Consider the following 24897-nt stretch of genomic DNA (forward strand, 5'->3'; position numbering starts at 1 on the left):
CCCACCTAGCCGTTCTTCCGTCCGTTTGTTCTCGATCTGGAAATCGAGATCGATAGGAGGCGTTAGGCGATCGGAATCTCGATCAGGGACATTCCGTCTCCGATCGCATCCCCGAGCGCCTCATCGAGTTCGGCTCGAGTGGTCGGTCGATAGCCGTCGATCCCGAAGCTGTCGGCGAACGTGACGAAATCGGGATTCGTCAACTCGGTTCCGACGGAATTTCCGGTGTGTGAGCGTTGTTTCTCCGAGATCAGGCCGTAGTCGTCGTCGTCGAAAACGATGATAGTAAACGCACAGCCGAGTCGAGTGGCCGTCTCGATTTCGGCGGCGTTCATCAGAAATCCACCGTCTCCAGTCGCGGCGACGACGTTCGCGTCGACTGCCAGATCTGCCGCGACGCCGCCCGGAACCGCGATCCCCATCGTCGCCAGCCCGTTCGAGATCACGCAGGTGTTGGGCTCGTACGTCGGGAAGTGCCGGGCGATAGCCATCTTGTGACTGCCGACGTCCGAAACGAGGACGTCGTCGGGTTCCATTGCTTCTCGGAGGACAGGGAGGACATTACGGACGGTGAATGGTGCCTCGGGTGAGGGCGTTCGCTCGAGGTCGTCGACGATCGCGTTTCGCAGTGGTTCGTACCAGTCCGCGTCGAACCTCAGATCCTCGGCCCGGCACCGCTCAGTCACGTCCCGGAGCGTTCGGCCGATATTCGCGACGATCTCGACCGCCGGATTGTACGCCTCGTAGACCTCTGCGGGTTCGGTGTCGATGTGAACGAGCGGTGTCTCCGTCAGGTCCCACGCTGCTGGATCGTGTTCGGCGATATCGAACCCGACGGAAACGACGAGATCCGCCCTGTGGATCGCCTCGAGCGACTCGTTGTCGGGACCGGAGTCCAATGTGAACAACGACTGTGGCATCGCATCGGAGACGGCACCTTTCCCCATATACGTCGAGACAGCTGGGATTCCCGTTTCCTCGATGAACGTTCGAAGGGCCTGTGCTGCATGCGTCCTGACCGCACCGTTGCCCGTGATGACGACCGGGCGGCTCGCCCCGGCGAGTTCAGTCGACAATCGATCGACCGACGGCGCATCCGGCGGCACGGTTCGGACGCGTTCGCGCATCGGGAGCGGCTCGACGGCCGTTTCCTTTCCCGCAATGTCTTCTGGCAACTCGAGGTGTGTCGCACCCGGTTTCTCGTACTCGGCCGTTTTGAACGCTTTCCGAACCGATTCGTGAACGATACTCGGATTCGTGAGCTGGGCGTTCCACTTCGTGATCGGTTCGAACATGCCGACGACGTCGAGCGCCTGGTGACTCTCCTTGTGCAGTCGCTCGAGTCCCCCCTGTGCAGTGATCGCCACGACGGGGCTCTTATCGAGATGAGCGTCGGCGACGCCGGTCAACAGGTTCGTCGCACCCGGTCCGAGCGTCGCGAGACAGACCCCCGCCTCGCCCGTGAGCCGACCGTGAACGTCGGCCATAAATGCAGCTCCCTGCTCGTGGCGAGTCGGAACGAACGTGACATCCGACTCCTCGAGAGTGAACAGGAGCGCTTCCATCTCCTCGCCAGGAAGGCCGAAGACGTACTCGACACCCTCCTGCTCGAGGCAGGCCGCCAGGAGTTCGGCTGCGGTCGTTTCGCTCATCTCATTCCACCCAGACCGTCTTCCGATTGACGAATTCCTTGATTCCCGCTTCCGAGAGCTCTCGGCCGAATCCCGAGTCTTTGATCCCGCCGAACGGAACGCGAGGATCCGACTTCACCAGTTGGTTGACGTAGACGCATCCCGCATCGATTTCGCGAGCGAGCCGGCGTCCGCGATCTCGATCGTCGGTCCAGATACTGGCACCGAGCCCGAACTCCGTCTCGTTTGCCTTCTCGAGTGCATCGGTCTCATCCTCGACTTCGAACACCGCTGCGACGGGACCGAACGTCTCTTGGCTATCGACCGGACAGCCCGCGGGGACGTCGACGAGGACGGTCGGCGGGTAGTATGCGCCCTCTCGATCGAGCGGTTCACCGCCGGTCACCGCACGTCCGCCCGCCTCGAGGCTCGCTTCGACCTGCGTGTCGAGTTCCTCGAGAAACGTACTGCTCGCCAGTGGACCGACGTCCGTGTCCGGATTCGTGGGATCGCCGACTGTGAGCGCCTCGACGTCGTCGACGAACTGCTCGAGAAATGCGTCGTAGACGTCCGTGTGTACGAGAAAGCGTTTCGCAGCGATACACGACTGCCCGCTGTTGAGCATTCGCGCTGAAGCGCCGGTTTCGGCGGCGGCTTCGACATCCGCATCGTCGAGAACGATGAACGGATCGCTCCCCCCTAGTTCGAGGACGCTCTTTTTGAGTTGGTGTCCCGCCGTCGATGCGACTGCACGTCCTGCGGGACCGCTCCCGGTGAGCGTCACACCCCGAACCCGCTCGTCTTCGAGTACGTCATCGACGAGAGTCGATTCGATCAACAGCGTCTGGAAGGCGTTTTCTGGATAACCTGCCCGTCGAAACACGTTTTCGATGGCCTGGGCACACCCCGGCACGTTCGAGGCGTGTTTCAGCACCACGACGTTCCCGGCGGTCAGCGCCGGTGCGGCGAACCGAAACACCTGCCAGAACGGGAAGTTCCACGGCATGACGGCGAGTTGCGGCCCGAGCGGTTCGTAGGCCGTTTTCGCAACGGCACCCGGCGGGCTCGGGTGGCCATCGGGGTTGAGATACGTACTGGCGTGTTCAGCGTAGTGATCACAGACCCACGCACACTTCTCGATTTCATCGAGCGCCTGGGAAATCGGTTTTCCCATCTCGCGGGTAATATTTTCGGCGTACGATCGGTCGTTCGCCCGCAATTCCTCACCCGTCGCTGCGAGGAGTCGCTCCCGCTCACGAAGCGGCCGAGTCTGCCATCGATCGAACGTTTCGGTCGCGTCGTCGAGTGCATCGTCGACGTCGGCCGCAGTCTCCGTGTCGTACGTTTCCTCGAGTTCGCCGGTTGCAGGGTTGATTACGTCCATCTACCACATCGTTCGGTTCGCGTGTTGGTCAGCGCTCCCACGAATATCGCCGGCAAAATATACTTAAGGAGGTCGATAGACCCGTCGTATCACAGTAGTATTTAAGCTGGAGACGAACATATCCGTGCCAATCTATTCTTAGGTGGGCCTAAAACGCTGTAGTAGAACTGACCCTGCCAGTATCGCTACTGACGATCGGTTCCCGATCACTCCACGACCATGCCTTACGTTGAACTCACCATTACGATTCCGGCGGACGTCTGGATCGGCCGAATATCTCGTGACTACCCCGACACTCGGTTTCGGGTCCTCGCAGCGACAGCAACCGATGGAACGGGTGCTGCCCGGCTCGAAATCCTCGGAACGAACGCTGAACGTGTCTGTGAGGAAATTAGTTCGTACAACTCGGTCACGGATCTGACGATATTCGAGACGGCCTGCCATCGGCGGCGTGTCCAACTCGAGACCACGTCCCCACTGTTGTTGACTGCAATTCAGGCATCGGGCGTCCCGCTCAGTATGCCATTCGAGATTAGTGACGGCACGATGGCGCTGAACGCGACGATTCCACAACACCAACTCTCGAAACTCGGTGAGAGCTTGACGGAATTCGATATCACGTTTTCGATCGAACGCATCCAGCCGGAGGTCGACTCCGAGTCGCTACTCACCGATCGACAACAGTGGCTCCTCTACGAGGCGATCGATCGAGGATACTACGATACACCACGGCGTATAACGCTCGTCGAGCTCGCAGACGAGCTCGATATCGCCAAATCGACGTGTAGCGAGACGCTCCACCGGCTCGAAGAACGGGTCCTGAAACAGTTCGTCTCCGGCGATTGTGAACACCAGCCGGATATCTCGATCCGCGCTGATTGACTGATCCCCGTCTGAATCCGTGCGGGGATGTTTTCCCTCGATTTCGAGCCACTGTTCAGGTTTTTCGATCCCGTATAGTCACTCCGGGGAAGATATTTGGGACGAACGCTATTGACGGGGCGTTCGTTCTCCAAGGCGATCATGGCAAAACACGCGTTCATACTCCTCTCCCATCCAGAACGGCCCGGCAAGTTCGCGAATCCCCTCACCTACGCTGTTCAACTGAACGAGGCAGGCCACGAAGCCGCGGTCTATTTCGATGGAGCCGCGACGTACTGGTTCGAAGATCTCGAGGATCGGCCTGCTCCCGCGCGGGACGCTTACGAACGAGCGAAAGAACTGGACCTCATCGCGGGCGTCTGTGACCACTGTGCGACGTTCAAGGGTGTTGCAGACGCCGTCGAGGCAGAGGGGTTCGAAATCGAGGGGAGCAAACACGCTCCGGACGTTGCGAGCCTCGTCGACGATGGGTACGAGATCCATACGGTTTGAACGATCACTATCAGATACAGATCTCTAGCTCTGTTGCAATTCCGTTCTACAGATTTTCTTTCGCCGTCCTTGTTCACACGGGGAGCAATCGACAGTTTGGTGACCATACTCACTGGAGTTCGATCTGACGAACATATTCGGCGCTACCTTCGGGGTACTCGACGACGTTTTCTGAGCCGGGATTGAATAATGCGTATCTCGAAAGGAGCGTTTCTCGTCGTCGTAGCTATCCTCGTCCCGATCATCGTCGAGTTTCGGACGGCTCTCTCGTGGTTCGGTATCACGCTCTCCGTCTTCGAGACGATCGGGCTCGGACTGGTAGTTGTCCTCACCGTGCTGGTCTGGGCAGTGTGGCCACCGACCGATGATACCGGAACGGAGTCGGTCCGGTCTAGCCGATAGAACTCTCTTTCAGTTTTTCGTCTCGGTCGACTGCGAGGAGTCCGGATGGGAACTGAGCGAGACGCGGGCGGCCGTCTCGGTGTGGATCGAACACGTCGAAGGCGAACGCTCGCCAGAGCACGCGTTCGGGGTACGGTCGACTTTCGAGATCAACGTCGAGAGTATCCGCGAGAGCAATCGGCTCGAGTTCCTCGTGATTCGTCGGGATCGTAACCGGGTTCGCCATCGCATTCAGGTCGAGATTGAACGAGGGGAACAGTCGATAGTCGGAAGCCGGATCGGGGTGATAGATCGTTTGCTGGCCGGGATATCGAACGGACAGCCGCGGCGAGATCGTCGTCTTCGATTCGTCTGCCTCGAGAGTGACCTGCCTTTCCGGAAGAGAAATTGATTCCCTGTCCCCGACAGGGATCTCGTAGCTGCCGATCGCCGTCTCGACCGTGACAGCCTCCGCGAAGATGTCGGTGATCGTGACGGCTGGCGGTTCGTAGCTACGTACACGCGCCGACGTCGAGTCGCCCGCGACCGTCCCGTCGACCACCACGTCGAACTGACCCCCGTCCCGCCCGTAGAGCGCCGGCGAGTGAGCGTTCTCCCGTGGGATCGCCGCCAGTTGGTGCGTCGTCGCACAGACGCCGCGCCAATCGGACGGTCCTGAATCGATCGGAGAAAGCGTGTTCCGCCAGTAGAACACCCGTTGTTCGCCGTCGAGGGCGTAGGGAATCGCGTCGGGGAAGAACGACTCGCCGAGCTCCGTCGGTTCCAGGCCGGGATGCTCGAGCGTCAGTTCGAGGTACGGGACTTCGACCGTGATCGGGTCTCGGAACGAGCCGGCCGGCGCCCGCTCCCACCGGACCGCTTCGGGCGATTGTGTCGATGGTTCGTCAGACATGATCGTGAAAACGTATCAGAACGGTGCTTCCGGGTCACCGCGACTCGGTCTTTCACGTTGCTTGGCGCGCTCCATCGGGTTCGAGCCGATCTCTCCCCCTGGTTCATGCTTCACCGAACCAGTTTCGATGTACGCCTCCTCGACCTCTCCGAGTTGCTCGTTGATCGCTTCGCTCTGGTGGTGCATCGGCGCGGCACGAACCCGGACGAGGTCGTATTCGTGACGTTCGGAGAGTCCGTTCCACGCGCGGAACGAGCCGATCGTGAGCGTGTGGGTCTGTGGGCAGAACGGCGTCGTCGGCGTGAACTCTGCGCGGAGAACGGACGGGTCGTTCGTCTCTTCGGCGTAACGATACCCTGCGTTCGAATGACGCGTGTCAAGGTTGAGCCGCGCGAGGTTGTAGTTGAACGTCATGTCGTACACTTTCCGTTCCTCGAAGCGATCCCGAGTGATTTCGTGGAATTCGACGTGATCGTCGTCCGTAAGTACGCGGTGTTCCTCGAGGAACGGCCCTGGTTCGGGGAGGGTTTCCGGGACGAACTGTTCGTAGTCGTCAAAGAGTCCTCCGTCGTCGCTATCACCGCCGAACGGTGAGGGGAACCCGACCATGCGAGTGGATACGAACGGCGTTGTACTATGCGTGATCCCGGATATATTCGTGGAAAGAAACATTTTCCGTTCGGTTCCGAACGGCGGCTGGAGGAATACCCTCCGCCATGGGCGGATTCGGGCTGCATCGAACCCGTTCAAAAACGGGTGAGGCGAATATATCCGCGCACACTCCTTAGTTTAGGCCGGCCGAAGACTATGATAGGTGAGTCCCTCGAATGCCCGAGACGTCACGACGAACGCTCGATTCGGTCGGCGACGACCTCTTTGATAAGTACCTCCTCCCGAAGGTCGCGCTCGCTATCATTCTCCTCGCATCGCTCATTGGAACCGCCGTCTCGTTTCAGATTGCGAGCCGCTGGGCGCCGGTTGCGGTGATCGCGAAGTGGCTATACTTTGTGGGCTTGGGCGTCCTCACCGGTGGACTGCTCTGGAAGCACGGCTTCGTCCGACCGGCCGACCTCAAGTCGGGTGCGAACGAGTACTGCGAGCGGATGTACGCCCGGTTCGATCGGATCGCGCTCCTCGCTCTGCTCGCGATTATTCCGGGGACGTACGTCGTTCTCACCCAGTATACTGCGACGCTCGACGACTCGCTGTTCGTGGCCGGCCTCGCGGTGACCGTCGGTGGACTCGTCTTGTTCACCGCGGTCGATGCACTGCGCAGCAGGTCCGTCGACGAGTCGTTTCGATCACCGATCGGTCTCCTCGCGTTCGGTCTCGCGATCGGTGCAGTGACGCTCACCGCCATAGCGGAGGTCGGCCTTCGGTCCACCGACACGATGGCGATGGCCGTTCGAATCCTCCACCTGCTCGCGTTTACGGTCTGGATCGGCGGCGCAGTCTGGAACATCTTCGTCGCGGTTCCGACTGGCCAGGAACGGCCCACGACGGCCGTGATCAGCGCCGCCGGCGAGCAACTCGAGCGCTTCCGGTGGACGGTGCAGTTCATCATTCCGACGCTCTTGGCGACCGGTCTCGTACAGTCGATCTATCTCTTCGGTACGTCAGTCTCGCCGTACGTGACCTCCACAATCGGACTCGCGATTCTCGCGAAGCTCGGCTTCGTCGCCCTTCTGTTCGTCATCTTCAAAACCTGTCCGATGTGGCGGGCCTGTTCGCCCATCGACGGTGTCTGTGACCTCGAGGATCTCGATCGGGGATCGAGCGGCGGATCACCGGAGTCGGCAGACGAACCGCCGGCAGAGGGGGTTGCCGATGACTGACCTCGAGGTCCCGGATCACGTATCGAACGTTGAGCCCGACGAGACGATCGACAACCGCGGGCGCGGGTGTGCGAACGGTATCGCGCGCGTCCAGCGGGCACTCACCGACCTGCCCGAGGACGCCGTTCTAATGATCCGTAGTACCGACCGTCGAGCGAAGACCGAGTATCCACAGCTCGCCGCGCAGACCCCCCACGAACTGCTCGGGATCGAATCCGAACGAAGCGGACTCCTGCGAAAGGAGTACACGACCTATCTCCGAATCCACCACGAGTGACGTCTCTCCCTCGAACGGACGGCTGAACGAGGCATAGGCCTCACACTCGGCTCCCTGAGAACGATTCGCTGCGACTGACCGATCTCATCGATATCTTTTCACGGGACCGAATGCGAGTGTTCTCTACGCCGATTCGACGGCTTCGAGCACCTCGTCGTAAGCCGGTTCGTTCGTCGGATCATCCGCGGTCCACTCGTATTCGATCGTTCCATTCTCGTCGAGGACGAACACCGCACGGTTGGCGATATCGTAGAGGCCGAGTTCGGGAATGTCGATCTCGAGATCGTAGGCCTCGATCGCGTCACCGTTCATGTCACTGACGAGGTCGAACTCGATATTGTGTTCGTCACGGAACGCCCCCAGTGAGAACGGGGAATCCGCGCTCACGCCGAGGACCGTCGCATCGGCATCGCGGAACTTGTCCAGTTTCTCCTGTAGCGCGACCATTTCGTTCGTACACGGTGGCGTGAACGCTCCTGGGAAGAACGCGACCACGACTGGACCGTTCCCCAAGTGATTCTCGAGGTCGAAGCTCTCGTGGTCGCTCGTTCCGATCGTGGCTGTGAACGTCGGCGCAGTGTCGCCTGTTGTGGGCATACGAATTCTTGTTCGTTCCATATCAGGTTAAAAGTGGACACGAACATGGCTGGATTCTCCTCGCGCAAAAAATAGAGAGCTAGGAACCGAGTATTAGCTTTCCGTCTCGGGCTCCAGCTCAGTCCTGACATAGTACGGCCCGTCCCACTCGCGAACCCAGTCAGGAGCGTCAGCGTGAGCCTGCAACTGATTCGCCTCGTACGATTCGTCCGGGTAACCGTCCCCGTCCTCGTCGGTCCCGTCCTCCCGTGGGACGACGAACGTGACCGGCTCTCGCTCTTCGGCGGGGATCAGCTGTTTCCTGTCCCAGTCGTGTGCTTGCCCCGACGAATCAGTCCACTCCTGTGGATGAAACGTGACGGTGACCTCGGACTCATTTTGCGTCATAATTTGAACTAGAACGGTGAATTGACCGATTCGTTTGCGTCGGGTTCGCGGGTCCTGTTCTCGGATTTCCCGATCAGTACCCTGAACTCCCCGGGTTCCTTCTTTTGATACTCCCACTGGAACTCGGGTCCTGCTTCCGCTTCGAACTGGTGGTACAGCGGTTTCGGGTCGTGATCGTTGACGAGAACGAACGCCTGTTCTCCCTCGAGGTCCGCGTACGCCTCGAAAATCAGTTCGTGACGTTCTGCGGGGGGACGATCCCGAACGTCCAGCTCTTCCGTGACCGTTATCGAGTCGGACTCGTCGGGAGCGGAACTCGACTCCATCTCGCCAGCAGCGTCCGTATCGGTCGACTCTTCTCCCTTGGTTATCTGGACGCGACAGCGCCCTGGTTCCGATTCGGCCACGTCCCAGCTGAACGAACCGCCGTACCGTTGCGTGAACTCCTGTCGGAGCGGTCGCGGCTCGTGTGGTGCAACGATCTCCATCGTCGCTCCGTCCGGCAACATCCCGTACCGGTGATGGATGGTCGGATGTCGCTCCTGTTTCGGGATCTTTCGAACGTCGAACTTGGTGAAGACACCGTCAGTTGCCCCCTCGGAAGCGTCCGTTTTGACGACCTCGACTGCCCACTCCCGAGACTCTCGACTTCGATACTCCCAGTCGAAGGTCTCTCCCCGAGTCGAACGGATCTCGTGGGAGAGCGGTTTTGGATCGTGATCGTTGAGGAAGACGAATCCCTCCCCCGGCTCGAGGTCGTCGAACGTCTCGAGCAAGACGCGGTGGCGTTTCTGTGGCGGCATCGATCGAACGTCGAACGACGCGCGTTCGTCTTCGTCCAGATCACGGACCTTCGTGACTCGAGTCGCGGAATCGTCCGAATCTGTCGGGTCGTCTTCCCGCTCTAGGACGACGCCGCGCTTGATCTGGTAGCTGTACAGGAAGGCAGTTATATCTCGATCGGCCGTGATCGATATCGAGGACCCGTCCTCGAGCTCGTCGAGACCGTCGAAGAGATGATCTCGCTGCTCTTCCTCCCGGAGATTCCGGAGGTCAATGGATGTCGTCATCGTAGGATTATCTCGTTCACGTCGACAGATAGGGACTGTGACGAACCGTTTCGGATCTTTGTTTAAATAGACTGCAGGACTGTATCGGACGCGAACTCAGCGCCGAGACGCTCGAGCACTACCAGCAGACGAAGACCATCGATCTCGCGCTCGATTGAGCACCGGGCGCTCCGCACTGCTGGTTCCTGCAGGAGAAAATCGTCGCTCCGCGTCGAGTGACGGGCGATAAGTGCGCAGGTGCCTCTTGTCATTTCTGACAACGTGCCCAACAGCCGTCGGTAGCGATTCCCGGACCGGTTAAATCCTCTCCATGAGTTAACCTGATATGGTTTCAAAATGCCCCTATTACCGCTTATATGCAAAGTATTATAGTTATGTGCGTTGCCATACCACGCTAACGACTGGCACACACCAGTCGGTGTCAACATGGAATTCAGTGGGACCTTCGAACTCGAGGAGACAACGGTCGACGAGGTGTGGCTCGCGCTATCGGATCCGGTGTTGGTCGAGCAGTCGCTACCGGGATGTGAGTTCCTGATCCGCGTCGATGATACGGACGTCGACTTCGACGAGTTGCGCGACGAAACGACCGATCGGGAGGTCGAACCGACCGCCGACCCGGAGGTGATCGCCGAACGCGCGTTCGAGGAGGGCGGTCACTACGCAGCGCTGATGCAGATCAGCGTCGGGCCGGTGAACCCGACGTTCGAGACGGTGGTGACGATCGATCACCGCGAGTACCCGGAGATGTCCGCCGTCGGCGAGGGGTCGTCGAGCAACAGTTCCTTCGAGATGTCGTCGGGGATGTCCCTCTCCGAGACCGACGACGGCGTCGCCGTTGAGTGGGAGACCGAAGCCGACGTGTTCGGGAAGATCGCCCAGATGGGCCAACGCGTCGTCAATCCGGTCGCGAACCGCGTGGTCAAGCGGTTCTTCTCGTCGGTCCAGGACCAACTCCGCGAGCGGCAGCTCGCCGCCGAGGGGGACGCGACCGCCGACGAATCGGACCCGACAGAAAGCGATCGAGGACTGGTCGACAGGGTACTCGGCCGGTCGGGAAGCGACTCGAGCGACTCGTAAGCTATGACTGAACACGACATCACGCTGACGGTCAACGGAACAGATCACGAACTCACGGTCGAGCCGCGGACGCTCCTGGTTCACGCGCTCCGGGACGAGCTCGGCTACACCGGAACGAACGTCGGTTGCGAGAGCAGCCTCTGTGGCGCATGTACGGTCCACCTCGACGACGACGCGGTCAAGTCCTGTACCGTTCTCGCGGTACAGGCAGACGGCGCGACGATCGAGACGGTCGAGGGACTGGCCGAGGACGGCGAGTTCCACCCCGTTCAGTCCGGGTTTCAGGAGGAGCACGGACTCCAGTGTGGGTACTGCACCCCCGGAATGATGATGGCAGCGACCGATCTCCTCGAGGAGAACCCCGATCCCAGTCGCGAGGAGATCCGCGAGGGACTGGAGGGGAACCTCTGTCGGTGTACTGGCTACCAGAACATCGTCAACGCAGTCGAGAACGCGGCCGACGAGATGCATGCTGGGGCCGTCGCCGACGGGGGCTGTCCGGCCGACGCCGCGGACGGATCGGGATCGTGCTGCGGCTCCGATGCCGGTGACGTGCGCTGGCCCGAGGACGGAGGTGAGTCCGAATGAGCATCGAATCGATCGACCCGGACGAGGTCGACGCCGCCGATATCCTCGGCTCGGCGATCGAACGCCGGGAGGATCCCGCGCTGATCACCGGCGATGCCGAGTACACCGACGATATTCAACGTCAGGACATGGTCCACATGGCGATCTGTCGGAGCCAGCACGGCCACGCGAAGCTCGAGGATGTCGATACGAGCGCAGCCGAGGCGATGGACGGGGTCGTCACCGTCTACACTCACGACGACCTCCACCGTGAGGACACGCCGGGCGGCGGTTCGTACTCGCTGCCCGTCGGCTGGCTGCTCGACAGCCTCCGCGAGGTCGATCACCCGATACTGGCGGACGACAGGGTCAGATATCAGGGCGACGCGATCGCGGTCGTCGTCGCCGAGGATCGGTACCTCGCTCACGACGCGGTCGACGCCATCGACGTCGACTACGAGCGACTCGACGCCGTAACCGATCCGGTCGACGCCCTCGAGGACGACACAGCCGAACTCCACGACGACGCCGAGGACAACGTCGCGTTCGACTGGGAGATCGGCGACGCCGAGCGGACCGACGAGGCGTTCGAATCGGCCGCACACACCGCGAGCATCGACCTCGAGAACCAGTTGCTCATCCCGAACGCGATGGAACCGCGGGCCGCCGTCGCCGAGTACAGCCCCGGAACGGACGAGCTCGACGTGTTCATGACTTCCCAGAACCCGCACCTGCACCGCCTGCTCATGTCGGGGGTGATCGGGCATCCGGAACACAAACTGCGGATCAAGGCCCCGGAGGTCGGCGGCGGGTTCGGGAGCAAGATCCACCACTACGCCGACGAGGCCCTGGTCGCGTGGATCGCCAAGCACCTCGAGCGCCCGGTCAAGTGGACCGCCACTCGCACGGAGACGTACAAGACCGACGCACAGGGCCGCGGCCATCGGACGACGGCCGACCTCGCGATGAACGAGTACGGCGACATCGTCGGTCTCCGCGTCGACACGACGGCGAACCTCGGCGCGTATCTCTCGACGTTCGCGCCCGCCGTTCCAACGTACCTCTACGGGACGTTGCTCTCGGGCCAGTACGACATCCCGGCCATCCACTGCTCGGTGACCGGCGCGTTCACGAACGTCCCGCCGGTCGACGCCTATCGGGGTGCCGGCCGTCCGGAGGCGTCGTTCGTGATCGAGCGACTGGCGAAGCTCGGTGCCGAAGAGATGGGGATGGATCCCGCAGCATTCCGGCGGCGGAACTTCGTCCCCGAGGACGCGTTCCCCTACGAAACCCAGGTCGCCGTCGTCTACGATAGCGGCGATTACGAGAAGACGCTCGATAAGGCCCTCGAGATGGCCGACTACGAGTCGTTCCGTGAGCGGCAGGAGCAGGCCCGCGAAGACGGCCGATACCTCGGCGTCGGCTTCTCCTGTTACATCGAGGCCTGTGGGTTAGCGCCGTCGGAACTCGCCGGCCAGCTCGGCGCACAGGCCGGGCTCTGGGAGTCGAGTCTCGTCCGCTTCCACCCCTCCGGGACGGTGACGGCCTTCTGTGGCACGTCGGGTCACGGACAGGGGCACGCGACGACGTACGCACAGATCGTCGCGAACGAACTCGGCATCCCCTACGAGGACGTCGAGGTCGTCGAGGGCGACACGGACGAAATCCCGCACGGAATGGGGACGTACGGCTCCCGATCGGCGGCGGTCGGCGGGAGCTCGCTGGTCAAGAGTTCGCAGAAGCTCGTCGACAAGGCCCGGGAGATTGCGGCCCACCAGCTCGAGGCCGATCCGGCAGACATCGAGTTCGAAGGCGGCGAGTTCCGGGTCACGGGTGCGCCCGACCGATCGATCGGGATCAAAGCGGTCGCCCAGCAGTCCTACCTCGCTCACGATATGCCCGAGGACATGGAACCCGGTCTCGAGGCAACGTCGTTCTACGATCCGGACAACTTCGTGTTCCCGTTCGGGACCCACGTCGCGGTCGTCGAGGTCGATCCGAAGTCGGGGGAGATCGAGTTCGATCAGTACGTCGCCGTCGACGACGTCGGCAACCAGATCAACCCCAAGATCGTCGAGGGGCAGGTCCACGGCGGCGTCGCCCAAGGTGTCGGCCAGGCGCTCTACGAGGGCGCGGAGTACGACTCGAACGCACAGCTCCTGACGGGATCGATGCAGGACTACGCCGTCCCCAAGGCGATGCACATCCCGGAGATGGAAACGGGTTCGACCGTCACCGAGAGTCCGCACAATCCGCTCGGCGTCAAAGGAGTCGGCGAGGCCGGGACGATCGCGGCCCCGCAGGCCGTCGTGAACGCGGTCGTGGACGCCCTCGAGCCGTTCGACGTCGACCACGTCGAGATGCCGATGACGGCCGAACGGATCTGGAACGCCGTCGACGGACGAACCGAACCCGACGCCGAAACCGAGACGCCGGCCGCTGCCGCGGACGGCGGGACGGACGACCCCGACACCGCTGCCGACGGCACCGGAGGTGATTCGTAATGTACCCCGACGAGTTCGACTACTACGAGGCGACGACGATCGAGGAAGCGATCGACCTGCTCGAGGACAACGCGATGGAAGAGACGGAGCTGCTGGCCGGCGGTCACAGTCTGCTCCCGGCGATGAAGACCGGGCTCTCGAGCCCGGACGTGCTGATCGACATCGGCGAGGTCGACGCGCTCCACGGGGTTGCCGTCGACGACGAGACGCTCGAGATCGGCGCGATGAATCGCTACAGTGACGTCCTCGGATCCGAGGACGCCCGTGAACACGCGCCGGCGCTGACCGCGGCGATCGAGCGGGTTGGCGATCGACAGGTTCGCAACCGGGGCACGATCGGCGGTAATCTCGCGCACGCGGATCCGGCCTCTGATCTTCCCGGCGCCGCGCTGGTCTCCGATGCGACGTTGGTCGTGCAGGGCCCCGACGGCGAGCGGTCTATCCCCGCTGACGAGTTCTATTACGGGATGTACGCCACGGATCTCGGCCCCGCCGAGATACTCACCAAAATCGAAGTTCCCTCGGCGGCTGACGCCGTCGGGACCTACGCGAAGAAGCCGAGTCCGTCTTCGGGGTACGCGATGGTCGGCGTCGCGGCCCTGCTGACGGTCGACGACGGAACCGTCGAGTCGGCCAGAATCGGCGCGAACGGCGCGATGGATCACGGAGTCCGGCTCGATCCGGTCGAAGAGGCCTTGGTCGGCGAATCGCTCGACGAGGAGACGATCGCGACGGCTGCGGGCCACGCGACCGACGAGCTCGATACGGCGCTCATGATGGACGATCTGCAGGCGTCGGGCGAGTTCCGCGCACAGCTGCTCGAGGTGTACACCGAGCGCGCCCTCGAAGCGGCGGTCGATCGGGCCGCTGCGCCCGCGGCTGCGGACTGACCGAGCGTGAACGGAAACGAGAACGTGCTTCGCAACGGATCGAACGTCGAACGAACCGGCGAATCCACCCTATCTACATGACGGACGAACCGCCTGCGACGTTCGCGGACCTGACGGAGTCCGACGTCCGCTCCGCTCTCGAGGCGGAGGACTACGTCGCCGAGGACGAAATCGTGACCACCCTACTCCTGGCGTTGCGGCTGGGAAAGCCGCTACTGATCGAGGGGGAGCCGGGCGCCGGGAAGACGGAACTCGCCAAGGTGCTTGCGTCGAGCCTCGGGAGCGAACTGATGCGGCTGCAGTGTTACGAGGGCCTGACCGCCGAACACGCGCTCTACGAGTGGAACTACACGAAGCAGTTACTCGCGGTTCAGAGCGGTGACGATCCCGAATCGTCGGTATTTGCCGAGGAGTACCTGCTGGAACGACCGCTGCTAAGAGCGCTCCGCAGCGACGACGATCGGCCACCGGTCCTGCTGATCGACGAGGTCGACCGCGCCGACGACGAGTTCGAGGCGCTGTTGCTCGAAGTGCTCTCTGACTTTCAGGTGTCGGTCCCGGAACTGGGGACGATCTCGGCCGACCGGCCGCCGATCGTGATCGTCACGTCCAACCAGACGCGAGCGTTGAGCGACGCTCTCAAGCGCCGCTGTCTGTACCTGTACGTCGAACCACCGTCCCTCGAGAAGGAGACTGCCATTCTCCGCCGGAAGGTGCCCCAACTGGACGATACCGTCGCGGCGGACCTCTGCGCGATCGCCGCTCGACTCCGCGAGGAACCGCTGCGAAAACCGCCCGGCGCGGCCGAAACCATCGACTGGGCTCGAGCGATCGCCTCGCTGCGCGACGACGGCGACGGAGCGCTCGAGCCGAAAACGATCCGAAACACGCTCGGCTGTCTGCTGAAAGCGGGTGAGGACGTCAAACGAGTCGACGACGCCCTCATGACGGAACTGCTCGAGGCCGCCGAGCGAGCGGGGGGTGAAGCGTGAGCGATCGTGGGGACGACGCCGGCGCGGACGTCCACGACCACGTCCGGACGGAGCTCGTCAGATTCGTCCGTGAACTCCGCCGCAGCGGTGCGGCCGTCCCGGCCAACGCCGGAACGACCGCCGCCAGATCGATCGCCGAGATCGGACTCGAGGATCGCAGCCGCGTTCGAACGGCGTTGCGAGCCAGTCTCCTCACCGACAGCGGGGATTTCGAAGTGTTCGACCGGTTGTTCGAGATATTCTGGCGTCGGCTCACGGCGGGTTCCCAGGACGGACGACCGTCCGCTCCGATCGACGACGGACTCGAACCGGCTCTCGATTCGCCTGATGCCCCCGACCCGGACGACAACGGCGAGAACGCATCCGGCGATCCCGAGGACGGTGATCGCGTTACGGGACGTTCGCTCGCAGAATCGTTTGCAGCGGCGGTTTCCGACGCCGCAGAAGTCGGCGGGAGCGGGGCAGCGACGGCACTGTACAGCCCGTCGGGATCGGCCGAGACGGTCGACGGACGACTCCCGACCGATTCGAGCGGTCTCGCAACGCCGTTTCGCGACCTGACTCGAGCGCTCGGGCAGTTGCAGGGGCGACGGTTCCAGTCGGGTACCGACCGCGCCGACATCCGGCGGGCGCTCCGCGCGAGCGTGAGTACCGGTGGAACTGTCCTCTCGGTCCCGAAACGCGATCGCCGACGGACCGCAGTCCGCGCGGTACTGTTGGTCGACGTGAGCCGGTCCGTTCTCGACACCGTCGATCGCGGATTCCTGATAGAGTTCCTCCGCCGGGCCCGTCGCGACTGGCGGGACGCTCGGGTGTTCTTTTTCGACGAAGCACTCAGGGAGGTGACTGACTCCCTCGACGCGGAGTCGGCGACGACGGCGTTCGAAGCGCTCGAGGCCGCTGAAGCCGCCTGGGGCGGCGGAACACGAATCGGACGCTCGTTCGAGCAGCTTCGCGAGACGGCACCGGAGACCGTCGATCGACGCACGGTCGTGTTCGTCGTCAGCGACGGCCTCGAGCGGGGTGACATCGACGTCCTCGAACGCGGACTCTCGTGGATCGATCGCCGGGCCGAGCGGGTGCTGTGGTTAAATCCGCTGGCGACGGCCCCGTCCTACGAACCGACCGCTCGAGGAATGGCCACAGCGGTTCCGTATCTCGACGGCCTGTTCCCGTTCGCTGGCCCGGACGACGTCGCCGAACTGGCGCGACAACTCCGACAGCATGGGGCGAGCAGACGGATCGGCTACGAATTCGACGCGCGGTCGAATCGGCAGACGACTACCCGAACGACGAATCAACCATGAGTACGAGCGACTGGAGTCTCCCGGAAACGGACGTGTTCGATCGAATACGAACGACACTCGACGACGAGACGGCAGCCGTCTTGGCGACGGTGATCGCTGTCGACGAGAGCGCGTACCGTCGCCCGGGTGCAAAGATGCTCATCCGTCCCGACGGCGGCGGAGCGGGAAGCATTACGGCGGGGTGTCTGGAAGACGAAGTCCGCGCTCTGGCTGCCGACGTACTGGCCGACGGTTCCCCGCGCGTCGAGACGTGGGATCTGACCGGCGATGACGACGTCTGGGGTCTCGGAATCGGCTGTAACGGCGTGATAACGGTCCTGCTGGAGCGGCTCGACGAGTCGTATCGACCGGTCGTCGACGCTCGACGCGCCAGTAACCCGATCGGTGTCGCCACCGTCGTCAGCGACGAGACCGAGATCGACATCGCGGTCGGTAATCGGACGTACTACGCACCGGACGACGGATTCGCCGACGACACTGATTTCCCAGCGGCGGTGATCGACGAACTCGAGGATCCGACGCGAACGCTCGTCGCGACCGGGAAGAGCGAGACGCTGACCGTCGAGACGGACGCCGGACGCGTCGAGGTATTCGTGGACGGGGTGCGGCCGCCGCCGGAGCTCGTCGTATTCGGATCCGGTCACGACGTCGAACCAGTCGTCGAGCTGGCGAACCGCGTCGACTTCCGCGTAACGGTCGTCTCGTTTCGCGGCGGCCGCGCGGACGACGATCGGTTCCCCCGGGCTGACGGCGTCGTTTCGGCGTCGCCGCGGGAGATACCGGATCTCCGAGAGTGGGATACGGACACGTACGCGGTAGTGATGAGCCACAACTTCCTCGACGATCGCCTCGCTCTGGAACAGTTGCTGGAGACTCCGACCGAGTACATCGGACTAATGGGGCCACAGAAGCGGTTCGAAGAAATGTGCGAGGATTTCGCCGAAGAGAACCGCCCGATCACCGACGCGGAACTCGAGCGGATCTACACGCCGATCGGTTTGAGCCTCGGCGGAGACGCGCCGTACCAGATCGCGCTCAGTATCGTCGCGGAGGTCCTCGCGGTCGCTAACGAGCGAACACCGCAACACCTCAGCCGACGAGGGGGTCCGATCCACGACCGCGCGGAAACGGAAACGAAAACGGACTGATATGGATCGAAACGATTCTGGAGACGCCGACGAATCTGACGATCGAACGGGAACCATGCTCGCTCGAGCGTGGGTTATCGCCGCGAACTTTCGGACTCCCGTCGACTATGGCATTCCGACTGCGCCATCATTCCCCGCGGAACGTCGCACTGACGGTACGCTGGCGTTGATCGAGCCCGATGACTCGAGACTGGTGATGACCGTCGGGGAGACGGTCTCTGTTCGACGGTAGCCTCATGCGTCGGAGCGAGACGCTTCGTATCATTTCGCATCGTTCGTTTTCGCGGCCGATCAGATAGATCCCGCCCCCATTCTCCTCTGATCGAATTCGTTTCTCTCGATCTCTGATACCGTCTACTAGCGATAGATAGTTACCTCTATTTCAGGATTGTCCGCACTGCGCGACTTTCGAAACCGATTTCGGTTACTTCGGACGAGCAAGTATGGATAGCATTATTGGAGGTTTATTCATTGGTCTACGTACAGCGGTGCCGTTCGGATACCGTACGAATTAGTCCGCTGTGAGTATACTCATGACTATCGAAACGAAAGAACGCTATCGGCTGTTTATCGACGGCGAGTTCGTAGCGGCATCGACTGGCGAATCGAGCACGACCACGGATCCGGCGACTGGTGACTCCATCGCTCAGTTCGCGGCGGCGACCAGCACGGACGTCGATCGGGCGGTCGAGGCCGCTCGTGACTCGCTTTCCGGTTGGCAAGCGAAATCTCCCGTCGAACGCGGGCGAATCATCCATCAGGTCGCGGACGTCCTTCGAGACCACGCCGAGGACCTCGCCCGAATCGAAAGTCTCGATCAGGGGAAGCCCCTCAGTCAGGCGCGCAGCGACGTCGACGACGCGGTCCGTTACTTCGAGTATTACGCGGGCGTCGCCGACAAGCTCGAGGGAAAGAGCGTCCCGAGAGGGGCGGAGACGCTCGACATGACCACCCGCGAACCCTACGGAGTCAGCGGGCAGATCGTCCCGTGGAACTTTCCGCTGAGTATCGCCGCTCGCGGAGTAGCACCCGCACTCGTGGCCGGGAACACGGTCGTGGTGAAACCGGCACCGACGACGCCGCTGTCGGCACTCCACTTCGCCGAACTCTGTCGGGAAGCGGGCGTTCCGGACGGCGTCGTTAACGTCGTGACCGGCGGCGCGGAACCGGGCGCAGCACTGTCGTCGCACGACGACATCGACCAGCTCACGTTCACGGGAAGCGTCCCCACGGGCGAGGCGGTGATGAAATCCGCTGCCGAAACGATCACGCCCGTAACGCTCGAGTTGGGCGGCAAGAACCCTGCGATCGTAATGCCCGATGCCGATCTCGACGAAGCAGCGTTCTGGGTCGCAACCGGGATCTTCACGAACGCCGGGCAGATCTGTTCGGCGGCCGATCGAGCCCTCGTTCACGAGTCGATCTACGACGAGTTCGTCGACCGGCTCGTCGACCGAGCGGAATCGTACGCAATCGGCTCCGGAACAGAGGATCCGGATATGGGACCGCTCAACCACGACGACCACTTCGAGACCGTACTGGAATACATCGATACCGGCGTGACCGAAGGGGCTACCCTCGAGACCGGCGGCGAACCGCTCGATCGAGACGGCTATTTCCTTCCGCCGACGGTCTTCACCGACGTCGAACCCGAGATGCGGATCGCTCAGGAGGAAATCTTCGGTCCCGTTCTTACGGTGATTCCGTTCTCCGATCGCGAGGAGGCGATCGACATCGCAAACGACGTCGAGTACGGACTCACCGGTGGGGTATTCTCTCGAGACATCAAGCAGGCGTTGCGACTGGCTCGTGATATCGACGCGGGGAGCGTCTACGTGAACGAGTGGTTCGGCGGTTCGATCGAAACGCCGTTCGGCGGGATGAAACAGAGCGGAATCGGTCGTGAGAAGGGACTCGAAGCGCTCGAATCGTACCTACAGACGAAAAACATCTCGGTGAATTTAGACGAGAAGCCGCGGTGAACGGCGTCATCGCGTCCACTCGTCGTGGATTCCCTCGTTGATGCACCGGCCACACCACGCAGAGATATAGCGGTAGGTGGGTTTTGTACGGTCTTTCACTTGAGTCCGGAGGAAAAGACCGGCATTCAGTGGGAGATCTCCTCGATTTCCTCGTGTCCCTCTCAGACGGGTAACTCACAGGTCATGCGAGAGATCGCTCCGGACGCGAGAACAAGTGTTGAGCGAGCACCGAACGACGTTAACCCGTCCGGATCCACAGCAGGTTCCAGTACTGGAGGAGCCAGTAGAGGACCGTCGCTCCGGCGACGACCGCCGAGTAGTGGACCCGCGCAGCGAGCGTCCAGTCGTGCCGAAGCCACGCACGGGCGGCGTACCCGACTGCACCGACGGTGGCGACGGCTCCCAGCGTCGGTACGACGAATACGACCTCAAACCACGCGGGCGGGCGGTTGAACAGCGTCGGCCCGTCCATCGACGCCGTGGCGATGGCGACGCCGACGAGAACGAGACCGAACAACGGGATCCCGGCGACGCCCGAACCAGCGACCCACCGAGCGCGCGTGGCAGACGATGGTGGCGACTCGCCGCCGCGATATCGACGCCACCCGACGGCCGCCGGCCAGCCCAGGAGACCGGTGAGCGCGGTCACCGCAGCGACGACTGCTACCCACCCCTGTACAGACAACCGCTCGAGGTAGCCGATCCGTTCGTAGGCTCCGAGTCCGTCCAGCAAGTGCGTCACTTCGCCGTTTTCCTCGCGGAACAGAAGCGTCGCGTCCTCCTCGAGGTGCTCGAAGACGAGCGGTTCGATCTCGACCCATTCGTCCGTGCTCCCACCTTGCTCGGTTATCAGCCGGCCGTCGGCGGCGACTCGGACGTCGATCGGCTGGCCCGTGAGGAGACCGAAGACCAACTTCTCGGCGGTGGCGTTGTCGGTCGTGTTCACCGATCGATACCGGCCGGCGAGTTCGTCCGCGCGCTCGGGTGTGCCGTCGGGCGTGCGTCGAGCCCCGCTCGAATCGACGGGAGCGAACCGTTCGAGCAGCGCATCCACGACCTCCTGCTTGGCGCCGGACGCCTCGTCGCCGTGAGCGACGACGAATAGGCCGGCACCATCTTCGGGAAGTAGTGCGAACTCACAGGCGAACTGCGGAACACCGCCACCGTGACGGACCAATCGGGCGTCGCCGCGGGACTCCTCGAAGAGACCGAACGCCATTCCATCGATCCGCTCGTGTGGCGTGTACCACTGTCGATGCATCTCGTCGACCGCACGCTCGGAGAGCAGTCGTTCGCCGTCGACGACGCCGCCGTTCAGGTGGGCCCGGAGCAGTCGTGCCATGTCCGCACTCGTCGTGTGGAGACCGGACGCCGGTGCGACGTCGGAATGAAAGTTCACGACGTCTTCGACGGCCGTCCCCTCGGCCGGAACGAGTTCCGATGGGGCCGGGCGGAACGTACTGTTCGACATATCTAGCGGCTCGAAAACGTTCTCTGCAACGAACGATCCGAATCGCTGTCCAGTGACGTCCGCGATCAACTGACCGGTCAGCGCGGCGGCGTAGTTGGTGTACTGGGGGAGTTCGCCCGGCGGACGGACGCGCGTCGGTACGTCCGTAGACACCGACTCGGCCAGCGGGCGGACGTACTCGGGATTTCGAACCGAGTCACCCCGCGCTCGGGCCTCGAACCCGGGCGTGTGGGTGGCGAGGTGTTCGAGCGTGATGGGGTCGTCGAACGTCTCTGGGAAGTCCACGGCTGTGAGGTGGTCGTCGACGGGCGCGTCCGGTACGACGCGATCACGGTCGACGATCTGCATCGCGGCCGTCCACGTGACGACCTTCGACACGGAACCGACGCGAAAGAGCGTCTCGTTCACTCGAACCGGAACGTCTTCGCTCCGAAACGCGTGGCCGTAGCCGCTCGTGAGAACGTCGTCACCGTCGACGACGGCGACCGTCAGTCCACCGGCATCGTACTCCGTCAACGCGCGATCGGCAGCGTCGTCGACGAGCGTTTCCAAATCGGTCTCCTGAGTCGTCGCTGCCACACTGTCACCGAAACCACTGACCGTAACGGCGGTTCCGGAACCTGCGGCCGCGGAGTACGACAGGAATTGGCGTCGTGAGAGTCGGGATATCATCGGTTGGTGGCGTATGCGTTAGGCGTCTCACACCTCAAGAGCGGATATTGGATCAGCTGTTCAGGAGGAGCGGGACTCCTCCGCGCAGTTACTAGACGAGACGTGGGAACGGCGATCTCGCTTGGATATCCACACCCGAACAATGTCTCTGATATCACATAAAATTGACTCGTTGCATCGGCGGGCACTGTCTAGTTTAGCACCTCCGCTGGTATATATCCGTTAAGTGATTGGTGCGGTCGTTGTGTGTCGTAGTAGTGTAGGAACTGTTCAAGCCGTTCTCTGACGTTCGCTCGATTGCCCACCCATGAATTATGGAAGCGGTCAACTCGCATCTTGAAGGTGTGAAACCACTTTTCGATGAGGTTTCGATCAACGTAGTCGAGTTAACCGCTCAACCCTAACCGGGAGAGGGCAGTCAGATATCCGTAGCCATCGACGAGAAACACCGCCTCAGAGGGGTCGTGTTTCTCGGTCAATTTATGCAGGAACGCAGCGGCTGGATCGGTTCCTCGTCGTCCGAACACTGCGACATCAAGACTCAACCGCGAATCTAGGTCGATTGCAGTATAGACCCAAGATCAGTAGCCATTGATCTTGACATCAGTCTGACCAATGGCAACTCGCGACGGCTTCGCCGTCGGCGGGTTTGGAACGCTGTCAGCCAGCCGATGTACCCAGTGCCAGATTGCTTGATGAGACCGTTCAACGCCGAGCAAGCGAAGAATCGCTTGTGTTTCTCGAAGCGAACAACCGGTTGCGTGGAGTTGGACGGCGAACGCCCTGACGGGCGTCGCCGTCCGCTCCCGCTCCCAAGATTCATCAAATTCCGCCGCGTAACACTCGCTGCGTAGGTCTGCGAGTGACATAGCCAATCTACCTCTACGACCTGCTCATTCCTCAAACTGGCCTAACTAGACACTACCCTTCGCAGACGATTGTCAGTAGAGCGATCAACGGTCAATAAGCACATATAGTTATCGCGGGTTCAGCAACCATCTAGTGAATAGAAGATGTCAAGTACCATTTCGACTCAACTGGCACAGGTTGCACGTCAAGGAATCCGGTTTTCCGAATATGAACACGAGCTGCGAAACCTCGTGTGCATATTGAGTGACGATCGTCCCAATCGGGTCGGCAACGAGTCTAATTGGCTGATAAGATACCACCGTTTCGTGGGCTATGGGCCGCTCAAGATAGACGAAAAAACTAGGATCCAGAGGATCGTGTGTATGAATATGCGGATCCGAACCGACGGCGATTACGCATACCGGAACGACGCGATCGACCGAACAGCGGACTTCTACAGCTGTAACAAAACGAAAGCTATCGTCTCAGCGTGTGACGATGTGCCGAAACTGGTTGCCACCGCACGCTAGGTCCTTGAGCGGGACAATCTCACGCTCGAGCAGCGCCGGAAGATTGCCGAGACACTCTCTACTCGAGCAGTGACTTTCGAGGTCAACACAGAGACCGTCATTAATACCGATTGAGGGGATCATAGAGCAGTTCGAATACCACTCTGTGTCTGCCCGACGAACAGTAAGTAGTGTTCAGTGCGGGATCTTCAGCTATCAATAATTAATCACTGAGACGAGACCCCATTTTAAACCCGTAGACAGTGACCAGCGAACTTCACAAGTGTGTAGCGCTTACGAAGAAGTATGCCAACGGATAAGGCAAATTCAAATACCAACGGATACGCTGATGCGAGCGACCCAGCGGATTATGTTGTCGCGTTCAACACAGCGGACGAACAGCTTGTCCTCTACGACGAACACCAGCCGACTGCCTGGATCCAGTCGACACGCGCCATCCCTATCACCGATGCTAAGTGAAGGTTATACTGATGGTACTGGGGACGACCATCCGATGGCCAGACGGCCCGGATTCGGAATGTCGTCAATTGACTGGTCCCCTGTAAAAGCAGACGAAATAACCCAGGAGACCCATGCTACGCGTGTGTCCAACACTGAGCAGGTGGAGGCCGTATTAACCAATATTATAGAGGACGCAACAGCGGCAACCGATATTGCCGGGTACATCCGATCAGTAGACGTCGAAGCCGACGATGAGAAGCTCGTGGCTGTCACGCTTCACTTCCAGGAAGTGGATCAATAAGCGGTATTGAGTTTGGCGGCGTAGAACGGTTGTATCTTACTGAACTGTCCGACTAATGAACGACAAGTATGCACGTCTATTGAACAGATCGTTCTATTCTGTTCGTATGAGTGATCCAGTCATCTGCTACAACAGATATTGGCAATACCCGTCTCTATTGAATCACTAGATCTACAAAACGAATTTAGGGGCACTGTCTAGTTTAGCACCTCCGCTGGCGTCTGTCCGTTGAGTGACTGGTGCGGTCGCTGTGTGTTATAGTAGTGTACGAACTGTTCAATCCATCCTCTGACGCTCGCCCGACTGCCGACCCA

General features: G+C 61.5%; 24 protein-coding genes and 2 pseudogenes. 16 read left to right on the forward strand and 10 right to left on the reverse strand.

Annotated features, from left to right (window positions below):
• Positions 1-62: 62 nt before the first annotated feature.
• A complete protein-coding gene (locus NDI89_RS22280) occupies positions 63-1652 on the reverse strand; it encodes an acetolactate synthase large subunit (RefSeq protein ID WP_277524840.1) in 1590 nt (529 codons plus the stop codon).
• A 1-nt stretch (position 1653) separates the two neighbouring features.
• Complete coding sequence (locus NDI89_RS22285) at positions 1654-3015, reverse strand: NAD-dependent succinate-semialdehyde dehydrogenase (protein ID WP_277524841.1); 1362 nt, start codon at positions 3013-3015, stop codon at positions 1654-1656.
• A 519-nt stretch (positions 3016-3534) separates the two neighbouring features.
• On the opposite strand from NDI89_RS22285, the gene NDI89_RS22290 reads away from it, so the two are divergent.
• From NDI89_RS22290 to NDI89_RS22300, 3 genes are all read left to right on the forward strand, one after another.
• Positions 3535-3897, forward strand: coding sequence for a helix-turn-helix domain-containing protein (locus NDI89_RS22290; RefSeq protein WP_277524842.1), 363 nt, complete (start codon positions 3535-3537; stop codon positions 3895-3897).
• Positions 3898-4038: 141 nt separating this feature from the next.
• The gene (locus NDI89_RS22295; RefSeq protein WP_277524843.1) at positions 4039-4389 is read left to right on the forward strand and encodes a hypothetical protein; all 351 of its coding nucleotides are present in this window, start codon (positions 4039-4041) and stop codon (positions 4387-4389) included.
• Positions 4390-4578: 189 nt separating this feature from the next.
• Positions 4579-4791, forward strand: a complete 213-nt coding sequence (locus NDI89_RS22300) for a CbaC protein (protein ID WP_277524844.1) — start codon at positions 4579-4581, stop codon at positions 4789-4791.
• Here the strand turns inward: NDI89_RS22300 and NDI89_RS22305 are convergent.
• A complete protein-coding gene (locus NDI89_RS22305; RefSeq protein ID WP_277524845.1) occupies positions 4781-5683 on the reverse strand; it encodes a hypothetical protein in 903 nt (300 codons plus the stop codon). The genes NDI89_RS22300 and NDI89_RS22305 overlap by 11 nt on opposite strands.
• A gap of 15 nt (positions 5684-5698) precedes the next feature.
• Positions 5699-6292, reverse strand: coding sequence for a DUF7998 family protein (locus NDI89_RS22310; protein ID WP_277524847.1), 594 nt, complete (start codon positions 6290-6292; stop codon positions 5699-5701).
• 218 nt (positions 6293-6510) lie between these two features.
• Here NDI89_RS22310 and NDI89_RS22315 point away from each other — a divergent pair, with 218 nt between their 5' ends.
• Complete coding sequence (locus NDI89_RS22315) at positions 6511-7518, forward strand: hypothetical protein (RefSeq protein ID WP_277524848.1); 1008 nt, start codon at positions 6511-6513, stop codon at positions 7516-7518.
• Complete coding sequence (locus tag NDI89_RS22320; RefSeq protein ID WP_277524849.1) at positions 7511-7795, forward strand: sulfurtransferase TusA family protein; 285 nt, start codon at positions 7511-7513, stop codon at positions 7793-7795. Before NDI89_RS22315 ends, NDI89_RS22320 begins: the two co-directional genes overlap by 8 nt.
• A gap of 123 nt (positions 7796-7918) precedes the next feature.
• On the opposite strand, the gene NDI89_RS22325 is transcribed toward NDI89_RS22320, so the two are convergent.
• From NDI89_RS22325 to NDI89_RS22335, 3 genes are all read right to left on the reverse strand, one after another.
• On the reverse strand, positions 7919-8392 hold the full coding sequence (locus NDI89_RS22325; protein WP_277524851.1) for a redoxin domain-containing protein: 474 nt from the start codon (positions 8390-8392) through the stop codon (positions 7919-7921).
• Positions 8393-8485: 93 nt separating this feature from the next.
• Positions 8486-8779, reverse strand: coding sequence for a hypothetical protein (locus NDI89_RS22330; protein ID WP_277524853.1), 294 nt, complete (start codon positions 8777-8779; stop codon positions 8486-8488).
• Positions 8780-8787: 8 nt separating this feature from the next.
• Positions 8788-9849 carry a DUF2249 domain-containing protein gene (locus tag NDI89_RS22335; RefSeq protein WP_277524855.1) on the reverse strand — a complete coding sequence of 354 codons (1062 nt, stop codon included), beginning with the start codon at positions 9847-9849 and terminating at the stop codon, positions 8788-8790.
• Positions 9850-10275: 426 nt separating this feature from the next.
• Between NDI89_RS22335 and NDI89_RS22340 the strand changes: the two genes are divergently transcribed.
• From NDI89_RS22340 to NDI89_RS22375, 8 genes are all read left to right on the forward strand, one after another.
• Positions 10276-10929, forward strand: coding sequence for an SRPBCC family protein (locus tag NDI89_RS22340; RefSeq protein WP_277524857.1), 654 nt, complete (start codon positions 10276-10278; stop codon positions 10927-10929).
• A gap of 3 nt (positions 10930-10932) precedes the next feature.
• The gene (locus NDI89_RS22345; RefSeq protein ID WP_277524859.1) at positions 10933-11517 is read left to right on the forward strand and encodes a (2Fe-2S)-binding protein; all 585 of its coding nucleotides are present in this window, start codon (positions 10933-10935) and stop codon (positions 11515-11517) included.
• Positions 11514-14000, forward strand: a complete 2487-nt coding sequence (locus NDI89_RS22350; RefSeq protein ID WP_277524860.1) for a xanthine dehydrogenase family protein molybdopterin-binding subunit — start codon at positions 11514-11516, stop codon at positions 13998-14000. Before NDI89_RS22345 ends, NDI89_RS22350 begins: the two co-directional genes overlap by 4 nt.
• Positions 14000-14890, forward strand: a complete 891-nt coding sequence (locus NDI89_RS22355; protein WP_277524865.1) for an FAD binding domain-containing protein — start codon at positions 14000-14002, stop codon at positions 14888-14890. The genes NDI89_RS22350 and NDI89_RS22355 overlap by 1 nt, the downstream gene beginning before the upstream one ends.
• 77 nt (positions 14891-14967) lie before the next feature.
• Positions 14968-15882: an AAA family ATPase gene (locus tag NDI89_RS22360; protein WP_277524867.1), complete on the forward strand. Its 915-nt coding sequence runs from the start codon at positions 14968-14970 to the stop codon at positions 15880-15882.
• Positions 15879-17189: a VWA domain-containing protein gene (locus tag NDI89_RS23965; protein ID WP_277524869.1), complete on the forward strand. Its 1311-nt coding sequence runs from the start codon at positions 15879-15881 to the stop codon at positions 17187-17189. The genes NDI89_RS22360 and NDI89_RS23965 overlap by 4 nt, the downstream gene beginning before the upstream one ends.
• Complete coding sequence (locus tag NDI89_RS22370) at positions 17186-18337, forward strand: XdhC family protein (RefSeq protein ID WP_277524871.1); 1152 nt, start codon at positions 17186-17188, stop codon at positions 18335-18337. Before NDI89_RS23965 ends, NDI89_RS22370 begins: the two co-directional genes overlap by 4 nt.
• 533 nt (positions 18338-18870) lie before the next feature.
• Positions 18871-20319: an aldehyde dehydrogenase family protein gene (locus NDI89_RS22375; protein ID WP_277524874.1), complete on the forward strand. Its 1449-nt coding sequence runs from the start codon at positions 18871-18873 to the stop codon at positions 20317-20319.
• Positions 20320-20557: 238 nt separating this feature from the next.
• Here NDI89_RS22375 and NDI89_RS22380 read toward each other — a convergent pair whose 3' ends face one another.
• Both NDI89_RS22380 and NDI89_RS22385 read right to left on the reverse strand, forming a co-directional pair.
• Positions 20558-22369, reverse strand: coding sequence for a serine hydrolase domain-containing protein (locus NDI89_RS22380; RefSeq protein ID WP_277524876.1), 1812 nt, complete (start codon positions 22367-22369; stop codon positions 20558-20560).
• Positions 22370-22653: 284 nt separating this feature from the next.
• Positions 22654-23331, reverse strand: a pseudogene (locus tag NDI89_RS22385) (IS6 family transposase).
• A gap of 369 nt (positions 23332-23700) precedes the next feature.
• Between NDI89_RS22385 and NDI89_RS22390 the strand changes: the two are divergent.
• The 3 genes and pseudogenes from NDI89_RS22390 to NDI89_RS22400 all read left to right on the forward strand — a co-directional run bounded on the left by NDI89_RS22390 (position 23701) and on the right by NDI89_RS22400 (position 24583).
• Positions 23701-23955 (forward strand): annotated as a pseudogene (locus NDI89_RS22390) (DUF7692 domain-containing protein).
• 171 nt (positions 23956-24126) lie between these two features.
• Positions 24127-24300 (forward strand): DUF7331 family protein, encoded by a 174-nt coding sequence (locus NDI89_RS22395; RefSeq protein WP_277524878.1) that lies wholly within the window; start codon positions 24127-24129, stop codon positions 24298-24300.
• Positions 24301-24334: 34 nt separating this feature from the next.
• Positions 24335-24583: a hypothetical protein gene (locus NDI89_RS22400; protein ID WP_277524880.1), complete on the forward strand. Its 249-nt coding sequence runs from the start codon at positions 24335-24337 to the stop codon at positions 24581-24583.
• A 197-nt stretch (positions 24584-24780) separates the two neighbouring features.
• Here the strand turns inward: NDI89_RS22400 and NDI89_RS22405 are convergent.
• Positions 24781-24897: integrase core domain-containing protein (locus NDI89_RS22405; protein WP_277523737.1), on the reverse strand; the 117-nt coding region annotated here is incomplete at its 5' end.

The organism is Natrinema salsiterrestre (genome assembly GCF_029502005.1).
Lineage (GTDB): Archaea > Halobacteriota > Halobacteria > Halobacteriales > Natrialbaceae > Natrinema > Natrinema salsiterrestre.